This window comes from Acinetobacter brisouioides (genome assembly GCF_004331075.1).
Taxonomy (GTDB): Bacteria; Pseudomonadota; Gammaproteobacteria; order Pseudomonadales; family Moraxellaceae; genus Acinetobacter.
In genome coordinates this window covers 228,510-245,716 of record NZ_SJNX01000005.1, presented here as the reverse complement: position 1 = coordinate 245,716, position 17,207 = coordinate 228,510, and the positions used below count along the sequence as shown (strand labels likewise).

The 17,207-nt window shown below is 43.0% G+C and carries 12 protein-coding genes; 8 read left to right on the top strand and 4 right to left on the bottom strand.

Annotated elements, in window-relative coordinates; translation table 11 throughout:
* Positions 1-40: 40 nt before the first annotated feature.
* Positions 41-1,864, bottom strand: a complete 1,824-nt coding sequence (locus tag E0H77_RS08710; protein ID WP_131377025.1) for an acyl-CoA dehydrogenase C-terminal domain-containing protein — start codon at positions 1,862-1,864, stop codon at positions 41-43.
* 222 nt (positions 1,865-2,086) lie between these two features.
* On the opposite strand from E0H77_RS08710, the gene E0H77_RS08705 reads away from it, so the two are divergent.
* Positions 2,087-4,345 (top strand): hypothetical protein, encoded by a 2,259-nt coding sequence (locus E0H77_RS08705; RefSeq protein ID WP_131377022.1) that lies wholly within the window; start codon positions 2,087-2,089, stop codon positions 4,343-4,345.
* A 52-nt stretch (positions 4,346-4,397) separates the two neighbouring features.
* Here the strand turns inward: E0H77_RS08705 and aroE are convergent, their stop codons facing one another.
* On the bottom strand, positions 4,398-5,186 hold the full coding sequence (aroE, locus tag E0H77_RS08700; protein ID WP_131377019.1) for a shikimate dehydrogenase: 789 nt from the start codon (positions 5,184-5,186) through the stop codon (positions 4,398-4,400).
* 429 nt (positions 5,187-5,615) lie between these two features.
* A complete protein-coding gene (gene hemF / locus E0H77_RS08690) occupies positions 5,616-6,554 on the bottom strand; it encodes an oxygen-dependent coproporphyrinogen oxidase (RefSeq protein WP_131377013.1) in 939 nt (312 codons plus the stop codon).
* A 264-nt stretch (positions 6,555-6,818) separates the two neighbouring features.
* Here hemF and hemN point away from each other — a divergent pair, with 264 nt between their 5' ends.
* Complete coding sequence (hemN, locus tag E0H77_RS08685; RefSeq protein ID WP_131377010.1) at positions 6,819-8,186, top strand: oxygen-independent coproporphyrinogen III oxidase; 1,368 nt, start codon at positions 6,819-6,821, stop codon at positions 8,184-8,186.
* A gap of 78 nt (positions 8,187-8,264) precedes the next feature.
* On the opposite strand, the gene ribA is transcribed toward hemN, so the two are convergent.
* Positions 8,265-8,867 (bottom strand): GTP cyclohydrolase II, encoded by a 603-nt coding sequence (gene ribA, locus E0H77_RS08680; protein ID WP_004754074.1) that lies wholly within the window; start codon positions 8,865-8,867, stop codon positions 8,265-8,267.
* A gap of 303 nt (positions 8,868-9,170) precedes the next feature.
* Between ribA and dxs the strand changes: the two genes are divergently transcribed.
* The 6 genes from dxs (at position 9,171) to mlaD (ending at position 17,199) form a co-directional block, all read left to right on the top strand.
* Positions 9,171-11,084, top strand: coding sequence for a 1-deoxy-D-xylulose-5-phosphate synthase (dxs, locus tag E0H77_RS08675; protein ID WP_131377007.1), 1,914 nt, complete (start codon positions 9,171-9,173; stop codon positions 11,082-11,084).
* Between the two features lie 121 nt (positions 11,085-11,205).
* Positions 11,206-12,036: an inositol monophosphatase family protein gene (locus E0H77_RS08670; protein WP_131377004.1), complete on the top strand. Its 831-nt coding sequence runs from the start codon at positions 11,206-11,208 to the stop codon at positions 12,034-12,036.
* Positions 12,037-12,676: 640 nt separating this feature from the next.
* A complete protein-coding gene (locus tag E0H77_RS08665; RefSeq protein WP_131377001.1) occupies positions 12,677-14,569 on the top strand; it encodes a DEAD/DEAH box helicase in 1,893 nt (630 codons plus the stop codon).
* A gap of 358 nt (positions 14,570-14,927) precedes the next feature.
* Positions 14,928-15,746, top strand: coding sequence for an ABC transporter ATP-binding protein (locus E0H77_RS08660; protein WP_131314864.1), 819 nt, complete (start codon positions 14,928-14,930; stop codon positions 15,744-15,746).
* Entirely contained in the window at positions 15,743-16,519 is a 777-nt protein-coding gene (gene mlaE, locus E0H77_RS08655) for a lipid asymmetry maintenance ABC transporter permease subunit MlaE (protein WP_131314863.1), read from the top strand. The genes E0H77_RS08660 and mlaE overlap by 4 nt, the downstream gene beginning before the upstream one ends.
* Entirely contained in the window at positions 16,519-17,199 is a 681-nt protein-coding gene (gene mlaD, locus E0H77_RS08650) for an outer membrane lipid asymmetry maintenance protein MlaD (protein ID WP_131376998.1), read from the top strand. The genes mlaE and mlaD overlap by 1 nt, the downstream gene beginning before the upstream one ends.
* The last annotated feature ends 8 nt before the right edge of the window (positions 17,200-17,207 follow it).

Here is a 17,207-nt window from a genome sequence, read left to right as displayed (position 1 = left end):
AAGAGCGCATTGAGCGCTCTTTTTATTTTGAAATTATGGCTTAGTAATCAAAACTGAAATGTTCGACAGGTAAGCCAATCAGGCTTTTTGATGGTGTTACCGCAGATTCGGCATGTCCTTGGGCGCGTGGCAAAATACGGTCAAAGTAAAAATCTGCCACCTTGATTTTGGCTTTATAAAACTCGATGGTTTCTGCACCGTCACCTGCTTCGATTTTTTCAGAAGCAATCGCGGCTTGTTGTGCCCAGAAATAGGCCATCATCACATAACCCGAGAACATCAGGAAGTCGACAGAGGCAGCAGATACTACATCGCGGTCTTTGCGTGCTGCCAAGAAAATTCGTACAGTAATCGCATTCCACTGCGCGCAAAGTTTGGTTAAATCCCAGATAAAGCGGCGCAAGTATTTGTTACGGGCATGCCGTCCTGAGAATTTCAAAATCTCGGCAGTATAGTCACGAATAATTTTACCTTTAGACGAGAGCAGTACTTTACGACCAATCAAGTCGAGTGCCTGCACGCCAGTTGTCCCTTCATACAAGGTTGAAATACGGGCATCACGGACGATTTGTTCCATACCCCATTCTTTAATATACCCATGTCCGCCAAAGACCTGCATGCCATGATTGGCTGCTTCAAAGCCCAGCTCAGTCAGGAAACCTTTTAAAATTGGGGTGTAAAAACCGAGTTTGTCATCATAGGCTTCAAACTCTGCCTGATCACCACGTTTCAAGGCATCGTTCATTTTGTCAGCAAGCTGCGCGGCATAATAGATCATGGCACGCCCACCTTCAGCGATGGCTTTTTGGGTTAATAACATGCGACGTACATCGGCGTGGTGAATAATTGCATCAGCAGGTTTGTCTGGGTCTTTCTTGCCAGACAAGGCACGCATCGACATACGCTGTTTCGCATAAGGCAGCGAACCTTGATAAGATAATTCTGCATGGGCGATACCTTGTACCGCTGTACCAATACGCGCCGTGTTCATAAAGGTAAACATGGCATGTAAACCTTTATTCGGCTCACCGATCAAGAAGCCTTTGGCTTGGTCAAAGTTCAGCACTGCTGTGGCAGATGCCTTAATTCCCATTTTATGTTCAATCGAACCGCAATTTACCGCATTACGCTCGCCCACACCGCCATCGGTATTTGGCAAGAACTTCGGCACAATAAACAGGGAAATACCTTTGGTACCCTGAGGTGCATTGGGTAAACGTGCCAGCACAATATGCACAATATTTTCAGTCAAGTCATGTTCACCTGCCGAAATGAAAATTTTGGTGCCTGTAATATCATAGCTACCATCGGCATTCGGCTCAGCCTTGGTTTTGACTTGTCCAAGGTCAGTACCACACTGTGGCTCAGTCAAACACATGGTACCACTCCATGTTCCTGCTACCAGATGCGGCATATACGTGGTTTTCTGCTCAGGCGTACCAAACTGCATAATGGTATTCATACAGCCCATACTTAAACCCGGATACATGGTAAATGACCAGTTGGCTGTACCCATCATTTCAGATTTAATCAGGTTGAGTGACATGGGTAAATCTTGCCCACCAAATTCTTCAGGGTAAGACAACCCTTGCCAGCCACCTTGGACAAACTGGTCGTAGGCTTCTTTATAGCCTTTTGGTGTGGTGACGACGCCATCTTTAAAATGACAGCCTTCATCATCACCTGTTTGATATAACGGTGCGAGGACATTTTCACAATAATCTGCCGCCCCTTCCAAAATCATATCAACCGTGTCTTGGTCAATATTTTCAGCATTGGAGAGGGTTTTATAGTGTTCAGGATAATGAAACACCTCGTTCATAAGGAAACGTATGTCACGTAGGGGCGCTTTATATGTGGTCATAAGGCAAATATCCTAATTTTTATTGCGTTCTGATGGATTTCATTATTCATAACCGTGTACTAATTACATTGATAGCCTGACTTGCAAGTGCTGTCAATAAGGCAAATCCGATGGATTGAATTACATAAAGCTATTATTTGTATATTATTATTTTTGTTAAAGTCTCTCCGAAAAATCGCACTATAGCGATAAGTCGATATAACAAGACGGAAAAAACAAGTGATGATGAAATTACAATATTTAACATGTTGTTTATTTGGTTTAAGTTTGGCAGGTTGTTCACAGCATTTTGTTCAGTCACCTCAAAAAACGGAACAAATTCAGGATCATACTGTGCATGCAGTCAGTGCAATTTATGAGAATTCCGGCTTTGATTTCAAAGGGGATCTTAGTTTCGATGTGCAACAGAGTGCACATACATTCAAGAAAAATCCTGAGTTAAATCAGGAATTAAAAAACAGATTAAATCATTATTTGAGTACACAGCAAATCAATTTATCTGCCGAGCAGCGTCAGCAGCTTGAGCTTGCCTTGCTTCAGGAACAACTGCAAAACGGCAAGCAAAAGTGGTCACGTCTGCTTACAACAGGTTTCAATTTCTTACAAGATTTTCAAGTGAATTATCAGGGTGGCGTTGATTATCGCGATCAGGTGGCGGGTATGAACCTGACGGCTCGTTATCAGACACCAAGTTTACAAATGCAGCTTAGTTATCCGCTCATCGTTGACTTGAAACAGGCCAAATTCTATACCAACGTTTTTGCATTTATGCCATTTTTGGCTGCTCCAGAACAGCGTGACCAGTTGATGTATTTTGACCTGTCTAAATTTAAAGGTCAGTTCAATCAGCTGGATATGCGCTTGTTGGTCGATTACCTGAAACAAAGCAATGCGTTGCCCTATATTCTGGCAACACCAGAACAGTTGACTCATGTTAATGTAAGTGCCGCTGAACGCCAGCAGGGTGTTGTCGAAAAAGTACAATTACATACCTCTCTTGAGGAATATGTTGCGCAAAGCCTGAGCTATACCACTGTCAATAGCGCTTATTTGACCCAGCATTTGCTCAGTGAAAAGCCTGTCAGCGCAGAAGTCAAACAAGTCGATTTAAATCGTATGACGCCGCAAGAGCAGGCAGATTGGGCCTATGGCCTGTGGAAAGATCATGCGGTTGTAGAAAATGAGGATGCGGGTTTAACCGATACAAAAGATCTAGAACCTGTGGCTTCTGCGGCAACGGGTGATACAGAAGATCATGCTGCGGCAGCTGTCAAAAATGACGTAGTAAATAGTGAATCGAGTGCGAGCGAAGCTGAAGGATCTGATACAGAAGCGGCTGATGTATCCAAACAGCAATGCGTAAATTTGCAAAAACAACCGAAGTTAGCAAGTGTGGGGCAATATCAAACCTGTCTGGATGAAGGTGTTGATTTGTTTGCAAGTCAAACACAAGATGACCAACTTGCAGAGCAATTGGCCAAAACAGGTACGAATGTGTTTAAAGTCGTGGAGCTGTTTAAAGGTCAATCATCGGAAAAATTGGTGAGCGCCACAGATTTTAAAACCCAGTGGCAAGCCAAACAACCTCAAATTCAGGCGTTGCTGGCGAAAGTAGAACAGCGTAATCCATTAGTGATTGAGATCGGCATCGACCGTCAGGGGCGCGCTGTCACCACCAATTATCAGGCACAATTGAAAGCTGATTCGATCAATAAGACTTTAGATATCCGCTCGAATAACCAGTGGAGCAATTATGGTCATCCGAAAAATATTGACCGTGAGGGAATGCGTAAAGCTAAATCTTTTGAAGAAGCGGCGCAAGGCACTGTATTACAGGAAAAAGCTGAGCACTTTAAACGGCTATTTGGGCAACACAGTTGGGATGAGCAAATTCAGCAGCTTGCTAACCAAGCATATGCACAAAACCATTCGTATATAAAAACCTATCAGCTTGTGTATGGCATGTTATTGTCGCTGAAATATCCGCAAATTATGCAGCATTATTCGGCACAGGATATTCAAGAGGTTGCACTGGTCATGGCGTATTATGACGGTCAGGAGAATGGTAGTTACACGCCAAAAGGTCAGGAGCTGGCAAGAATCAAGCAGCTGATTAAAAAACACCAGCTCAATTCAAGAACATTCTATAAAGTTGATGCAACACCGATTGTGAAAAAAGCGCAGCGTGAGGCAGGAGTGGCTAAGCAGTGGGCAATTATTCAAAAATCGTATGGCAGTAGTGAGTCACGTTTTGCCAAGCTATATGAAGTCAGCTATTTAACCGCACACAATGAGGAGCAAGCCACGAATGATTTGAAGCATCTGGCAAATCGTTTAGGTAAATTTTATGTGCAGTCACGTCAGAAGTCACCGAACCTGAGCAGTATTCAACAGGTCAGTAGTGCTGAATATTTATATATGGATAAAGATGTATTTAAGTCTGTGTATTTGCAGATTCTACAAAGTTCAAAACAGAAATAAGAGCGCAATCACATGGCAGGCAACCTTAAGGTTGCCTGTTTTTTTATCAGGTTTAGAGGAAATCTCGTAGTTCGGGTTTAACACCATTCCAAATCGCAAAGGCTTCAACCGCCTGACCGACCAGCATGCCAAAACCATCGCTATATGGGACTTGGCGCTGTGCAGCTTGATCGAGAAAACTGGACGGTTTTCCGTATGCCATTTCATAAGCATGGCTGAATTTTAACTGTGCTGGCAGTTGTAAAGCATCGCCTGTTAGGCTGGCAGATGTGGCATTAATCACCAGATCAAATTCCCCGCTTAGGTGATCTAAACCAGTGGCAGATAATTCGGTATTGGGTACAGCCTGTTGTAAGTCCGTTATCAGTTGTTCTGCGCGAGCCAAGGTACGGTTGGCAATCACGATTTGTTTTGCGCCCGCTTGGGCCAATGGATAAATCACGCCACGGGTTGCACCGCCTGCACCTAAAATCAGAATTTTACTATTTTTAAGTGACCAGCCTAGCGCCAAAATGGCATTCACTAAACCTTGACCATCAGTATTGTCACCATACAGTTGTCCATCTTGCATCCATAAGGTATTGACTGCTTTGGCAATTTTGGCACGTTCAGTGAGTTGTTGGCACAAGGCAAAGGCTTGTTCTTTAAAGGGTACGGTGACATTTAACCCGATACCACCTGCCTGAAAGAAATCTTGAATGTTGTGTTCAAAGCCATCAAGAGGAGCAAGACGCTTATTGTAAGTGAGATCGATACCTGATTTTTGGGCAAAGGCATGATGTAGTTCAGGAGAGCGTGAATGTTCGATTGGATTACCAACAACAGCAAACTGTTTGCTCATGTTTTGATGTCCATGCGGTGAAAAAATTGCCTTCAATATACGTGAATTTTCACCTTGAAAAAACTAAAAAGCCTGTTTATGGATTACAGATCCCTTCAATTTTTTCCCAAAGTAGTGCCAAAACTAGGCTGATGAGAAGCATACTCAGCATAATGCTGAACAGAATGGAGACGCTGTCAGAAATGTGGTTGCTAAGTGTGAATGTAGCTGTCATAGAACAGATGAGTAGGGTCAGTGTAAGAACAAAAAAACTACCTTTGTGATTATGAAATAAATTAAACATGGTGACTCTCATTCCTCGATGAGCTTGTATTACAGCAGATAAATTTTAAACTGATATGACACAAATATCCCGAGTCTTTTGTAAGTATAATTATTATGCAGAGTAAAAAAGGCAGTTGAATTTAACTGCCTAAAAAGATTAATTTTTTATAACTCATTCAGCCAGTCGTGTGGTTGCAGATAGTACTCGGTCAAGCGCCGTTCAGGTGAGTCTTTTTCCCATTCGGGACGGTATGACCATGCTGCCAAGTTCGGTAGGCTGACTAAAATGGATTCAATTTGCCCACCTGTCTGTAGCCCAAAAAGTGTACCGCGATCATAAACTAGATTAAATTCCACATAACGCCCACGTCGGTAGAGTTGAAACTCGCGTTGTGCTTCACTATAGGGCTGTTCACGGTGTTTTTCAAAAATAGGTAAAATTGCATTCAGATAGCCATTACCTACAGCTTGCATATATTCAAAGCAGGTTTCAAAATCCCAGCAATTTAAATCATCAAAAAATAAACCGCCAACTCCGCGTTGTTCATCGCGATGTTTTAAATAAAAATAATCATCGCACCATTGTTTATGCTTGGTATACACATCTTCCCCAAAAGGCTGGCATAGATCATGTGCTGCCTGATGCCAGGCTTTAATGTCGGTATCGTCTGGGTAAAATGGGGTGAGGTCATAACCGCCACCAAACCACCACACAGGATCACGACCTTCGGGTTCTGCGACAAATAAGCGCACATTGGCATGTGAGGTTGGAATATGTGGGTTTTTCGGGTGAATGACTAGAGATACGCCGAGAGCCTGCGCTTTGGCGCCTGCAATTTCAGGATGGCGTGCGGTCGCCGATTCGGGCAGTTTGCTGATATTGATGTGTGAAAACATCACGCCGCCTTTTTCAATCACTGTGCCATTTTGTAGTACACGGGAACGTCCACCACCGCCTTCAGGGCGTTGCCAGTCATCAATCTCAAATTTTGCAGTACCACCGCCTGCTTGTTCTTGTTGTTCAAGACGCTCACAGATTCTTGCCTGCAAGTTGAGCAGAAATTCGTGTACACGCTGAATATCGACTGAAGTCGGATGCTGCATCACAATCCTCATTTAAAAGAGCAAATATGGCATACATCAAAACATAGAAATGTCAAAAAATTAAGAAATTTTAAATTTATACAGAAAAATCAAAGTGTTTTAGTCGGAATAATAATGGTGTTTTAATCGTGAAAATAGCAGTTGTGCAATGTCGTTATGGCTTGAAATCTTGCTGATAGCCGATCAGAATAAACATGCATTTAGGATCAATCTTTCCAAATTTTGCCTGTTGTGGTCAGCAACATCACCAAGAGTTGAGTAAATATGGGTACAACCTCGTTAATTCAAAAATATAATGTTCCAGGACCACGCTATACCAGTTATCCAACTGTGCCGTATTGGGATGATCAGGCATTTTCACTGGAACTTTGGCAGCAGACCTTAAAACGTGCCTTTGATGAATCCAATGCCAGCGAAGGTATTAGTTTGTATATTCATCTGCCATTTTGTGAAAGTTTATGTACCTTTTGTGGTTGCCATAAACGCGTTACCAAGCGCCATGAGATGGAACAGCCGTATATTCAGGCGATTCTGAAAGAATGGGATTTGTATTGTCAGTTATTACAAGATCGCCCGATGATTAAAGAAATTCATTTGGGTGGCGGGACACCGACTTTTTTCTCAGCCGAACATTTGGCGGAGTTGATTCAGGGGATTTTAGCCAAAGCCGAGATTGCACCACAGCACGAATTTAGTTTTGAAGGGCATCCGAACAATACCACCCGTGAACATCTGCAAACCTTGTATGATCTGGGCTTTCGCCGCGTGAGTTATGGGGTTCAGGATTATAATTTAAATGTGCAAAAAGCCATTCACCGTATTCAGCCGTTTGAGCATGTCGAGCAAGTCACGCGTTGGGCACGCGAAATTGGTTATGAATCGATTTCCCATGATCTGGTTTTTGGTTTGCCATTTCAAAGTCTGGAAGATGTGCTGAACACCATTGAAAAAACCAACAGTTTAAGCCCTGACCGTTTGGCATTTTACAGTTATGCACATGTGCCTTGGATCAAAGGCAATGGTCAGCGCGGCTTTAAAGATCAGGATGTGCCCAAAGATGATGTGAAACGCACGCTATACGAAGAAGGCAAAAAGCGTTTGTTGGCACATGGTTATCATGAAATCGGTATGGATCATTTTGCTCTGGAACACGACAGCATGTATCAGTCATTTCAGCAGGGCAGTTTGCACCGTAACTTTATGGGTTATACCTCATCGAAAACCAAGGTCATGATTGGTTTAGGGTTATCTTCGATTAGTGACAGTTGGTATAGCTTTGCCCAAAATGAAAAGACTCTGGAAGATTACTATGCGCGTTTAGAGCAAAATCAAATTCCTGTGTTTAAAGGACATATTCTGTCGCAGGAAGATTTGGTGATTCGCCAGCATATTTTAAACTTGATGTGTACTTTTCAAACCTCGTGGGTAGATCCGAGTATGGCATTTCCTGAATTGCCAGAAGTGCTGAGTCAGCTTGAAGAAATGCAGCAAGATGGCTTGTTGACCCTTCAACCGCAAGGCATTCAGATCAATGAACAAGGTAAGCCGTTTATTCGCAATATCTGTATGGCATTTGACTTGCATTTAAAACGAAAACTGCCGCAAACCCGAATTTTCTCTATGACGATCTAATCATCTGAGAATAAAAAAGGGCATTCAAGTGATGCCCTTTTTGATTTGCCTCAAGTGGCTCATGTGTAATGTGGTGACTTAAAAGTCATCTTCTTTATACATGTGTGACATACGGTCATGTTTGGTTTTTAAATATTGCTGGTTAAATGGGTTTAAGCCAACTGTTAAAGGGACACGATCAACCACATCAATGCCCAAATCACGCAAGGCAATCAATTTTAAAGGATTGTTGGTAATCAATTTGACTTGGTGTACTTGTAAATGATCCAGCATGATTTTACACATGTCATAACGGCGCGCATCGGCAGGCAAGTTCAGCATCAGGTTGGCATCGACAGTGTCATGTCCCTGATCCTGCAAGGCATAGGCACGGATTTTATTGGTGAGTCCAATGCCGCGACCTTCCTGACGCAAGTATAAAATCACACCTTGACCCGCTTCATTAATCATGTGCTGAGTCGCTTTAAGCTGTGGGCCACAATCGCATTTTAATGATGAAAATGCGTCACCTGTGAGGCATTCAGAGTGAATACGCACCAAAACAGGCGCAGTTGCTGGCATGTCCAAACCTTTCCATAGGGCAACATGTTCTTCGCCCGTTTCTGGGTCTTGAAATACGCTAATATGAAATTCGCCAAATGCGGTCGGAAGTTTAGAAGTAGCAACAAAAGCAATCGGCACAGTCAAACTCTTTCGTCATGAATTAATCGATCAAAGTATAGCGTAATGATCAGATATTCATAGCAGTCACATACAAAAATTACGCCAATCAAATTATTTTTTTGTAGAAAGCAAATAATAATAGTTGAATATCGCTATCATTTTTCAGGATAATCACAGCCTTGTCTAGGACAAAAGCAATGTGTAAGACTACATCAAAAGATATGTGGCTCATTGAAAACAACGTTCGATAAGGTAGAATTATCGATTTAACGCAATATACCTAGCTTAGGATTTGCCAGGCTCTAGAAGGCTTTGCCACATATGTTGTATACAGAAATACCAACTCAACGTCCTGTTACGCCATTGTTAGATGGGATTGACCATCCACAACAATTACGTCAGCTAGATCAAAGCCAGCTCGAACAAGTGGCGGATGAGTTACGTCAATATATCTTGTATGCAGCAGGACAAAGTGGTGGGCATTTTGGTGCAAACCTGGGCGTGATTGAACTGACCGTTGCACTACATTATTGCTTTAATACTCCGCAAGACCGTTTGATTTGGGACGTTGGACATCAAGCATATCCACATAAAGTTTTAACGGGACGCCGTGAGCAGCTGACCACCATTCGCATGAAAAATGGTTTGGCAGCGTTTCCTACGCGTGAAGAATCTGAATTTGATACCTTTGGTGTCGGGCATTCATCGACTGCGATTTCTGCCGGTCTTGGTATGTCACTGGCATGTCGTTATCAAAACAAACCACGTGATGTAGTGTGTATTGTGGGTGATGGCGCGATGACTGCAGGTATGGCATTTGAAGCCATGAATGATGCAGTGGCCCATCAAGCCGACTTAATCGTGATTTTAAACGACAATGACATGTCAATCTCTTGTAGTACAGGTGGTTTTGCCAAACATTTGGCAGCTATTTGGGAACAAGGACAATTCGTCAATATTAATGCCGATGGCGATGCTGTGATTGAACCGCATCCTGAGTGGGCATATACCTCGCGTTTGCATCAGTCTGCGACTCAAGAAGCGGACAATCTGTTTAAAGCCATTGGTTTTGAATATTTTGGCCCGTTTGATGGACATGATGTTGAGCAATTGGTTCAGGTCTTGAATGCTTTAAAGCAACGTAAAGGGCCTCGTTTACTGCATGTCTATACCAAAAAAGGTAAAGGTTTTGCACCTGCAGAAGCTGACCCGATTGCTTATCATGCCATTGCGAAACAAGCCATTATGGTCACTCCTGCAAAGAAAAAACCAGCCCCGAAATATGCCGATGTTTTTGGTCAGTGGTTATGTGATGAAGCTGCTCAAGACTCACGGTTGCTTGCCATTACCCCAGCCATGTGTGAAGGTTCAGGCATGGTGAAGTTTGCTAAGCAATATCCTGAAAGGTTCTTTGATGTTGCGATTGCTGAACAACATGCTGTGACGCTTGCAGCAGGTATGGCATGTGAAGGTCTAAAACCTGTAGTCGCGATTTATTCAACCTTCTTACAACGTGGTTATGATCAACTTGTCCATGACGTTGCCTTGCAAAATCTAGATGTGACTTTTGGAATTGATCGTGCTGGTTTAGTTGGTGAAGATGGTCCAACCCATGCAGGCGCATACGATTATGCTTACATGCGTACCATCCCAAACTTGGTGATTATGGCGCCAAAAGACGAAAATGAATGCCGTCAAATGCTGCATACGGCTTATGCTTATGAAGGGCCTGCTGCAGTACGTTATCCACGTGGTGCAGGGGTGGGTGTAGAGATCGAACAGAAATTGACTGCTTTGCCAATTGGTCAGGCGGAAATTGTACTTGAACTCAACAGCCAGTATGACGATAAAATCAGTATTCTGGCATTTGGCAGTCGTGTCATGCCTTGCCTGAAAGTTGCAGAAAATCTTGCGAAGCAGCTTGATGTTGCCGTTACCGTTGTAAATATGCGTTTTGTCAAACCACTGGATGAAAAAATCATTCAGCAACTTGCAGCAACTACAGGTTTGTTTGTTACGGTTGAAGAGCATGCAGTCATGGCGGGTGCAGGCAGTGCCGTCAATGAATATTTGGCACAAGCACAAATTGTAAAACCTGTATTGAACTTGGGATTGCCAGATAGTTTCTTGCATCAGGCAGAGCATGCACAAATGCTGCATGATTGTGGACTTGATGCAGGGGGTATTGAACAATCGATTGTTCAAACTTGGAAAAAAGTATTACAAATCGCATAGTTTACAGCGATTACACATTTCGAAATATTTTTTAGCAAAAAGCGCAGAGATTTGTTAAAATGCCTGCGCTTTTATGCATTATTCTTTGTCAAAATCTTCTTGTATTTTTAGTGGGTGTTCAATGGAACCTATGGTGGTGATGGCTGCGCGTGCGGCTGAAACAGTTGGTCAAGAGCTTTTAAAAGCGCATCAAAATCGTCATAAACTGGATTTACAAGTCGAAGAAAAGGGCATTGACGGGCCTGTTACTCGTGTTGACCGTTACCTCGAACAACTCACCATTGAGACATTGCGCAAAAGCTATAAAAATCACAGCTTCTTAGGTGAAGAGTTTGGTTTGCAAGAAGGTAAAGGCCACGACGCAGACTGGTGCTGGGTCATCGATCCTTTAGATGGCACATTAAACTTCATCAATGGCGTTCCACATTTCTGTATTTCTATTGCGGTACAACATAAAGGCATTACTCAACACGGTGTGATCTATGATCCTGTGCGCGATGAGTTGTTCTCTGCAAGCCGTGGTCGTGGTGCGATGATGAACCAACGCCGTATTCGTGTAAATGTTCGTGATAGTCTTGAAAGCACTTTCATTTCTGTAGGTCATGCTTACCGTGCTAAACGTAATGGTCAAGTCATTTCTTATGCAAAACAACATTTTGATGCATTGCTTGCAGTAACTGAAGCGGGTGCACAATTCCGTCGTACAGGTTCAGCAGCACTTGATTTGGCTTATGTCGCAGCAGGTCGTTTCGATGGTTTCTTTGAACTTGGTTTGAAACCATGGGACATCGCTGCAGGTGAGTTAATTGTGAAAGAAGCGGGCGGTACAGTCGTAGACGCGCGTGGTGGTACAGACTCTATGGACAATGGTCAAGTGTTGGCATGTTCAATGAAAATGTTAAAACCATTCATGCAAGCTGTTGTGCCTGCCTGGGCAGATGCAGCTAAATAAGATTGAATATCAATCTACGAATATTTAAAAAGTGACTCATAAGAGTCACTTTTTTTATGGGAACAAAAAATCTGATTTTATAAATAAAAAATGTTCCCACTGATGAATGACTGATGATTTGAATAGATCAGCTTGGATAGATGACAATCATTTTATCTGTAATGCTTGCTTCGGGTGAGAGAGTGTTTGTAATAGAAACCACGAATTGAACTATAACAGGCAATAATGCGCATCCAATACATCAGAAGATCTCTTATTTTTGAAATTTAATTTTAAAAATTGTAATAAAATTCAAATGCTTTAATTTAATGACATAAAAGCCAATCAAAAAGGGTGACTTTCTAAAATTTTCTGCTATAATTCTCAGACGCACTTAATTTTCGTTCATTACCTGAACATTATCTTCTAATCATTGTATGCGCGTCTTGTCCATAGAGAGGACATATCCTTCGCGCCCCAATCGCTTAAGCGATTCCTTCAGGTTTGCGGCAGTAATCATGTGTGCGTTATATCCACATCGTCGTTATTCGGATCGCTGCTGAATTCTTATATTTTCAGCTCTAATTGCTGTACCGCTTTTTGCCGATGTCCATATTGTAATTTATTAAATGGAGCACCCACTTCAGGGTGAATACTCTCTATGAGCAAAACTTTTGCTGATTTTTCCCTTGATGAGTCATTAACACAGGCTCTTGAAGGTTTAGGTTTTACTACGCCAACTCCTGTACAAGAACAAGCTATTCCTGCTGCACTTGAAGGTAAAGACCTTCTAGTATCAAGCCAAACGGGTTCTGGTAAAACTGCTGCATTCTTGCTTCCAACTTTGAATGCGCTTGCAAATCAAGAAACTTTCGTACCGTTTAAAGAACGTATGAAAGCAATTACTCAACCGTCAATTCTAGTGATTTCTCCGACTCGTGAGTTAGCACAACAAGTATGTCAAGATGCGATTGCATTTGTTCGCCATATGAAGGGCGTTCGTGTTGCTGCAATCATGGGTGGTATGCCTTTTGGTAAGCAAATCCAACAATTAAAAGGCGCGCAAGTGGTTGTTGCGACTCCAGGTCGTTTACTTGACCTTGTTAACCGTCGTCAAATCAAACTTGATAAAGTTGATTCGTTAATTGTCGATGAAGCTGACCGTATGCTTGACCTAGGTTTCTCTGAAGATCTAGAAGCAATTGGTGAATTAGCGGCTAACCGTAAACAAACGTTGATGTTCTCTGCAACTTTTGCACCGCGTATTATTACGCTTGCTGAACGCATGATGAATGATCCGATGCGTATTGCGATCGAAACAGGTCACTCTACAAATACAGACATCACTCAAACATTGCATTGGACTGATGGCTTTGAACACAAGAAAAAATTATTAACTCACTGGTTATCTGATGAGTCAGTAGATCAAGCAGTTGTGTTTGCTTCAACTCAAGAAGATACCGATATGCTAGCTGAAGAGCTTGCTGAAGCAGGTTTATCAGTTGTTGCACTTCATGGTGCAATGCCACAAACAGTTCGTAACCGTCGTTTACGTAGTATTCGTGAAGGTCGTGCAAAAATCCTTGTTGCTACTGATGTCGCTGCACGTGGTCTTGACGTACCAACAATTTCACACGTAATTAACTTCGGTCTTCCGATGAAAAATGAAGACTATGTACACCGTATTGGTCGTACAGGTCGTGCGGGACGTACAGGTAATGCAATTACTTTAGCGACTTACCGTGAACGTGGTAAAATTCGCGCTTTAGAAGACTTCCTAGATGCACGTTTAAGTGTATCTGAAATCGAAGGTCTTGAGCCATCTCCACCTCCTGCACGTAGTGGTCGTGATGGTGGCGGTCGTGGTCGTGATGGCGGCGGTCGTGGTCGTGGCGGTCGTGATGGCGGTCGTGGCGGTTTCGGTGGTGGTCGTCGTTTTGAAGGCGAAAGCAACTTTAAACGTCGTGAAGGTGGTGATGATCGCCCACGTCGTAGTTTTGATGACAAACCTCGTGGTGAACGCCCAGCGTTTGGTGGTGAAGATCGCCCACGTCGTGATTTCGGTGATCGTCCAGCTCCACGTCGTGAAGGTGGTTTTGGCGACCGTCCACAACGTTCGTTTGATGACCGTCCAAAACGTGATTTCGGTGATCGTCCAGCTCCACGTCGTGAAGGTGGTTTCGGCGACCGTCCACAACGTTCGTTTGATGACCGTCCAAAACGTGATTTCGGTGATCGTCCAGCTCCACGTCGTGAAGGTGGTTTCGGTGATCGTCCACAACGTAGCTTTGGTGACAAACCGCGTTCTAATGATGACAACCGTGGTAACCGTGTAGATTACAAGCCAGCTCGTGATGGTGCTGATCGTCCGCGTCGTGATTTCGGTGATCGTCCAGCTCCACGTCGTGAAGGTGGTTTCGGTGATCGTCCACAGCGTTCTTTCGATGATCGTCCAAAACGTACTTTTGGTGGTGAAGAACGTCCACGCCGCGAGTTCAACGCAGACCGTCCTCGTCGTGAAGATGGTGAGCGTCGCCGTAAATTTAACGACTAATTTTCGTTAGAATTTATTGTAAAAAGCCAGTTTTCTAACTGGCTTTTTTTTACTAAAAGTTATTTTCTATGAATTTAAAAACATTTGAAGTAAAGTATTCTAATTCTTTTGATTTAATTTTAAATAGTGATATTTATCAAAGTCTTGATTATTTTTTAAGTTGTTTTAATCTATATATACCTGATATAAAGTCACTAAATTTGTACAAGTTTTATATTGTCTGCTGATAAAATCTTCAACTTTTTCCGTTGCGAAAATGGTAAGCTACGTCACGTAAAATCTATAGGTAAATTTTAAAAATCTTCTATCCTATGAAGAGTTCACTTGCTGTGAAAATCAAGCAGGAATTTGGTCCATTATGAAAAATACAGTAGCTGTGCCAGAGGATTCATTGATTGATATCAAGAATCTGAGCTTTAAGCGAGGTGAGCGCGTCATTTATGACAATGTCAATCTTTGTATTCGCCGTGGGCAAATTACTGCCATTATGGGACCTTCAGGTACAGGTAAGACAACTTTATTACGTTTGATTGGTGGGCAGTTGACCCCCGATCAAGGTTGTGTCCTGCTCGATGGCAAAGATTTGTCGGAAATGTCGCGTCATGAGTTGTTTGCTGCACGTGCGCGTATGGGAATGCTATTTCAAAGTGGCGCATTATTTACCGACATGACTGTGTATGAAAATGTTGCTTTTCCACTTCGTGCACATACTAAACTGCCAGAAAATCTGATTGCTGAGCTGGTAGCGCTGAAATTGGAGTCTGTTGGTTTACGCGGTGCGGAACAATTGATGCCTTCTGAGCTATCGGGTGGGATGAACCGCCGTGTCGCATTAGCTCGCGCCATTGCACTTGACCCTGAGCTCATCATGTACGATGAGCCTTTTGCTGGACAAGATCCAATTGTAAAGGGCGTCTTGACCCGTTTAATTCGTTCATTACGTGAAGCATTAGACCTGACAACGATTATTGTCTCGCATGATGTAGATGAAACCATGTCGATTGCAGACTATATCTATATTGTTGCTGAAGGCAAAATTCAGGGAGAGGGTACACCAGATGAGCTACGCCAACATCCTTCTGCATTTGTGCAACAATTTTTAAATGGGCAGGCTGAAGGCCCTGTCGATTTCCAATTTAGCCATCAGGCATATTTAAGCCAAGAGGTAAGTTCATGAATGCTATAGCCTTATTGGGTCGACGCGTGATTGAACGTGTACATGGTATTGGTGTGGCAACATTGATGTTGTTGCAGATTATCTGTTCAATGCCAACCCGACTCGGGGTACGCTTATTTGTTTATCAAATGTACCGTGTTGGGGTGATGTCCTTATTGATTATTTCTGTATCTGGCCTGTTTATCGGTTTGGTATTGGGCCTCCAAGGCTACAATATTCTGGTGAATGTCGGTAGCGAAACCATGCTCGGAACGATGGTAGCGTTGACCTTGCTGCGCGAGCTTGCGCCTGTGGTTGCGGCCTTGTTATTTGCAGGGCGAGCAGGTTCTGCATTGACTGCTGAAATTGGCTTGATGAAAGCTACTGAGCAGTTGTCGAGCATGGAAATGATCGGGGTGGATCCACTCAAACGTATTGTATCACCACGTCTGTGGGCGGGGATTGCCAGTTTACCTATGCTGACCGTGATTTTTGCCGCAATTGGGATTTTTGGCGGCAAAATGGTGGGCGTGGATTTTCTGGGTGTAGATGAAGGCTCTTTCTGGAGTGGCATGCAAAACTCGGTAGAATTTCAACATGATATTGTCAACGGCATCATTAAAAGTGTGGTATTTGCCGTGATCTGTACATGGATTGCTGTGTATCAGGGATATTTTTGTGAGCCAACATCAGAAGGTATTTCCACCGCAACAACTCGTACAGTGGTGTATTCATCTTTGTGTATTTTAGGTTGTGACTTTGTGTTGACTGCGGTCATGTTTGGAGGAGTGTAATGAAGTCCCGTTCAAGTGAGCTGGCCGTAGGTGTACTTGTTATTCTATTCGGCTTGGCATTGTTTTTCTTGGCGATGAAAGTGAGCGGCTTGTCAGGAAGTACCTTAAGTAAAAGTTATGAAATGACAGCAACATTTGACAATGTCAATGGTCTAAAAGAGCGAGCTAAAGTCACGATGAGTGGTGTGACCGTTGGGCGTGTCGAGTACATTGATCTTGACCCTGTAACTCGTCTTGCCAAGGTAACTTTCGAGCTGGATGGTAATAAAACTACTTTTAATCCGACTCAGTTACAGACTGTAGAAAAAAATGCTGTGGAAGAACTGCACTATAGTGATAGCTATCAACAGGCAAATGCTGCAAAACAAAAAGTAATGGAACAGCAACTGTTGAGTAACATGAAGTCCATCACTAACATTGATCAAGATGCTTACATTATGGTAGCAACCAATGGTCTGCTTGGGGAAAAATACCTCAAGATTGTACCAGGTGGTGGTTTGAATTATATCAAACGTGGCGGTGTGATTAGTAATACTCAAGGGACGATGGATCTTGAAGACTTGATTGGCAAGTTCATTACAGGCATGTCTGGCAAGTCATCTTCAGGTACAGCTGCAGAGACGAAAACTGCCTCTGAACCAACCCAAACAGCTGATCCACAGACATCATTTACCCAATAGCAGAATTT

Coding starts and splice junctions, on each gene's coding strand:
- E0H77_RS08660 (WP_131314864.1), top strand. CDS start 14,928: ATGAAAAATACAGTAGCTGTGCCAGAGGATTCATTGATTGATATCAAG.
- E0H77_RS08670 (WP_131377004.1), top strand. CDS start 11,206: ATGGAACCTATGGTGGTGATGGCTGCGCGTGCGGCTGAAACAGTTGGT.
- hemF (WP_131377013.1), bottom strand. CDS start 6,554: ATGCAGCATCCGACTTCAGTCGATATTCAGCGTGTACACGAATTTCTG.
- E0H77_RS08665 (WP_131377001.1), top strand. CDS start 12,677: ATGAGCAAAACTTTTGCTGATTTTTCCCTTGATGAGTCATTAACACAG.
- hemN (WP_131377010.1), top strand. CDS start 6,819: ATGGGTACAACCTCGTTAATTCAAAAATATAATGTTCCAGGACCACGC.
- E0H77_RS08710 (WP_131377025.1), bottom strand. CDS start 1,864: ATGACCACATATAAAGCGCCCCTACGTGACATACGTTTCCTTATGAAC.
- mlaE (WP_131314863.1), top strand. CDS start 15,743: ATGAATGCTATAGCCTTATTGGGTCGACGCGTGATTGAACGTGTACAT.
- E0H77_RS08705 (WP_131377022.1), top strand. CDS start 2,087: ATGATGAAATTACAATATTTAACATGTTGTTTATTTGGTTTAAGTTTG.
- dxs (WP_131377007.1), top strand. CDS start 9,171: ATGTTGTATACAGAAATACCAACTCAACGTCCTGTTACGCCATTGTTA.
- mlaD (WP_131376998.1), top strand. CDS start 16,519: ATGAAGTCCCGTTCAAGTGAGCTGGCCGTAGGTGTACTTGTTATTCTA.
- aroE (WP_131377019.1), bottom strand. CDS start 5,186: ATGAGCAAACAGTTTGCTGTTGTTGGTAATCCAATCGAACATTCACGC.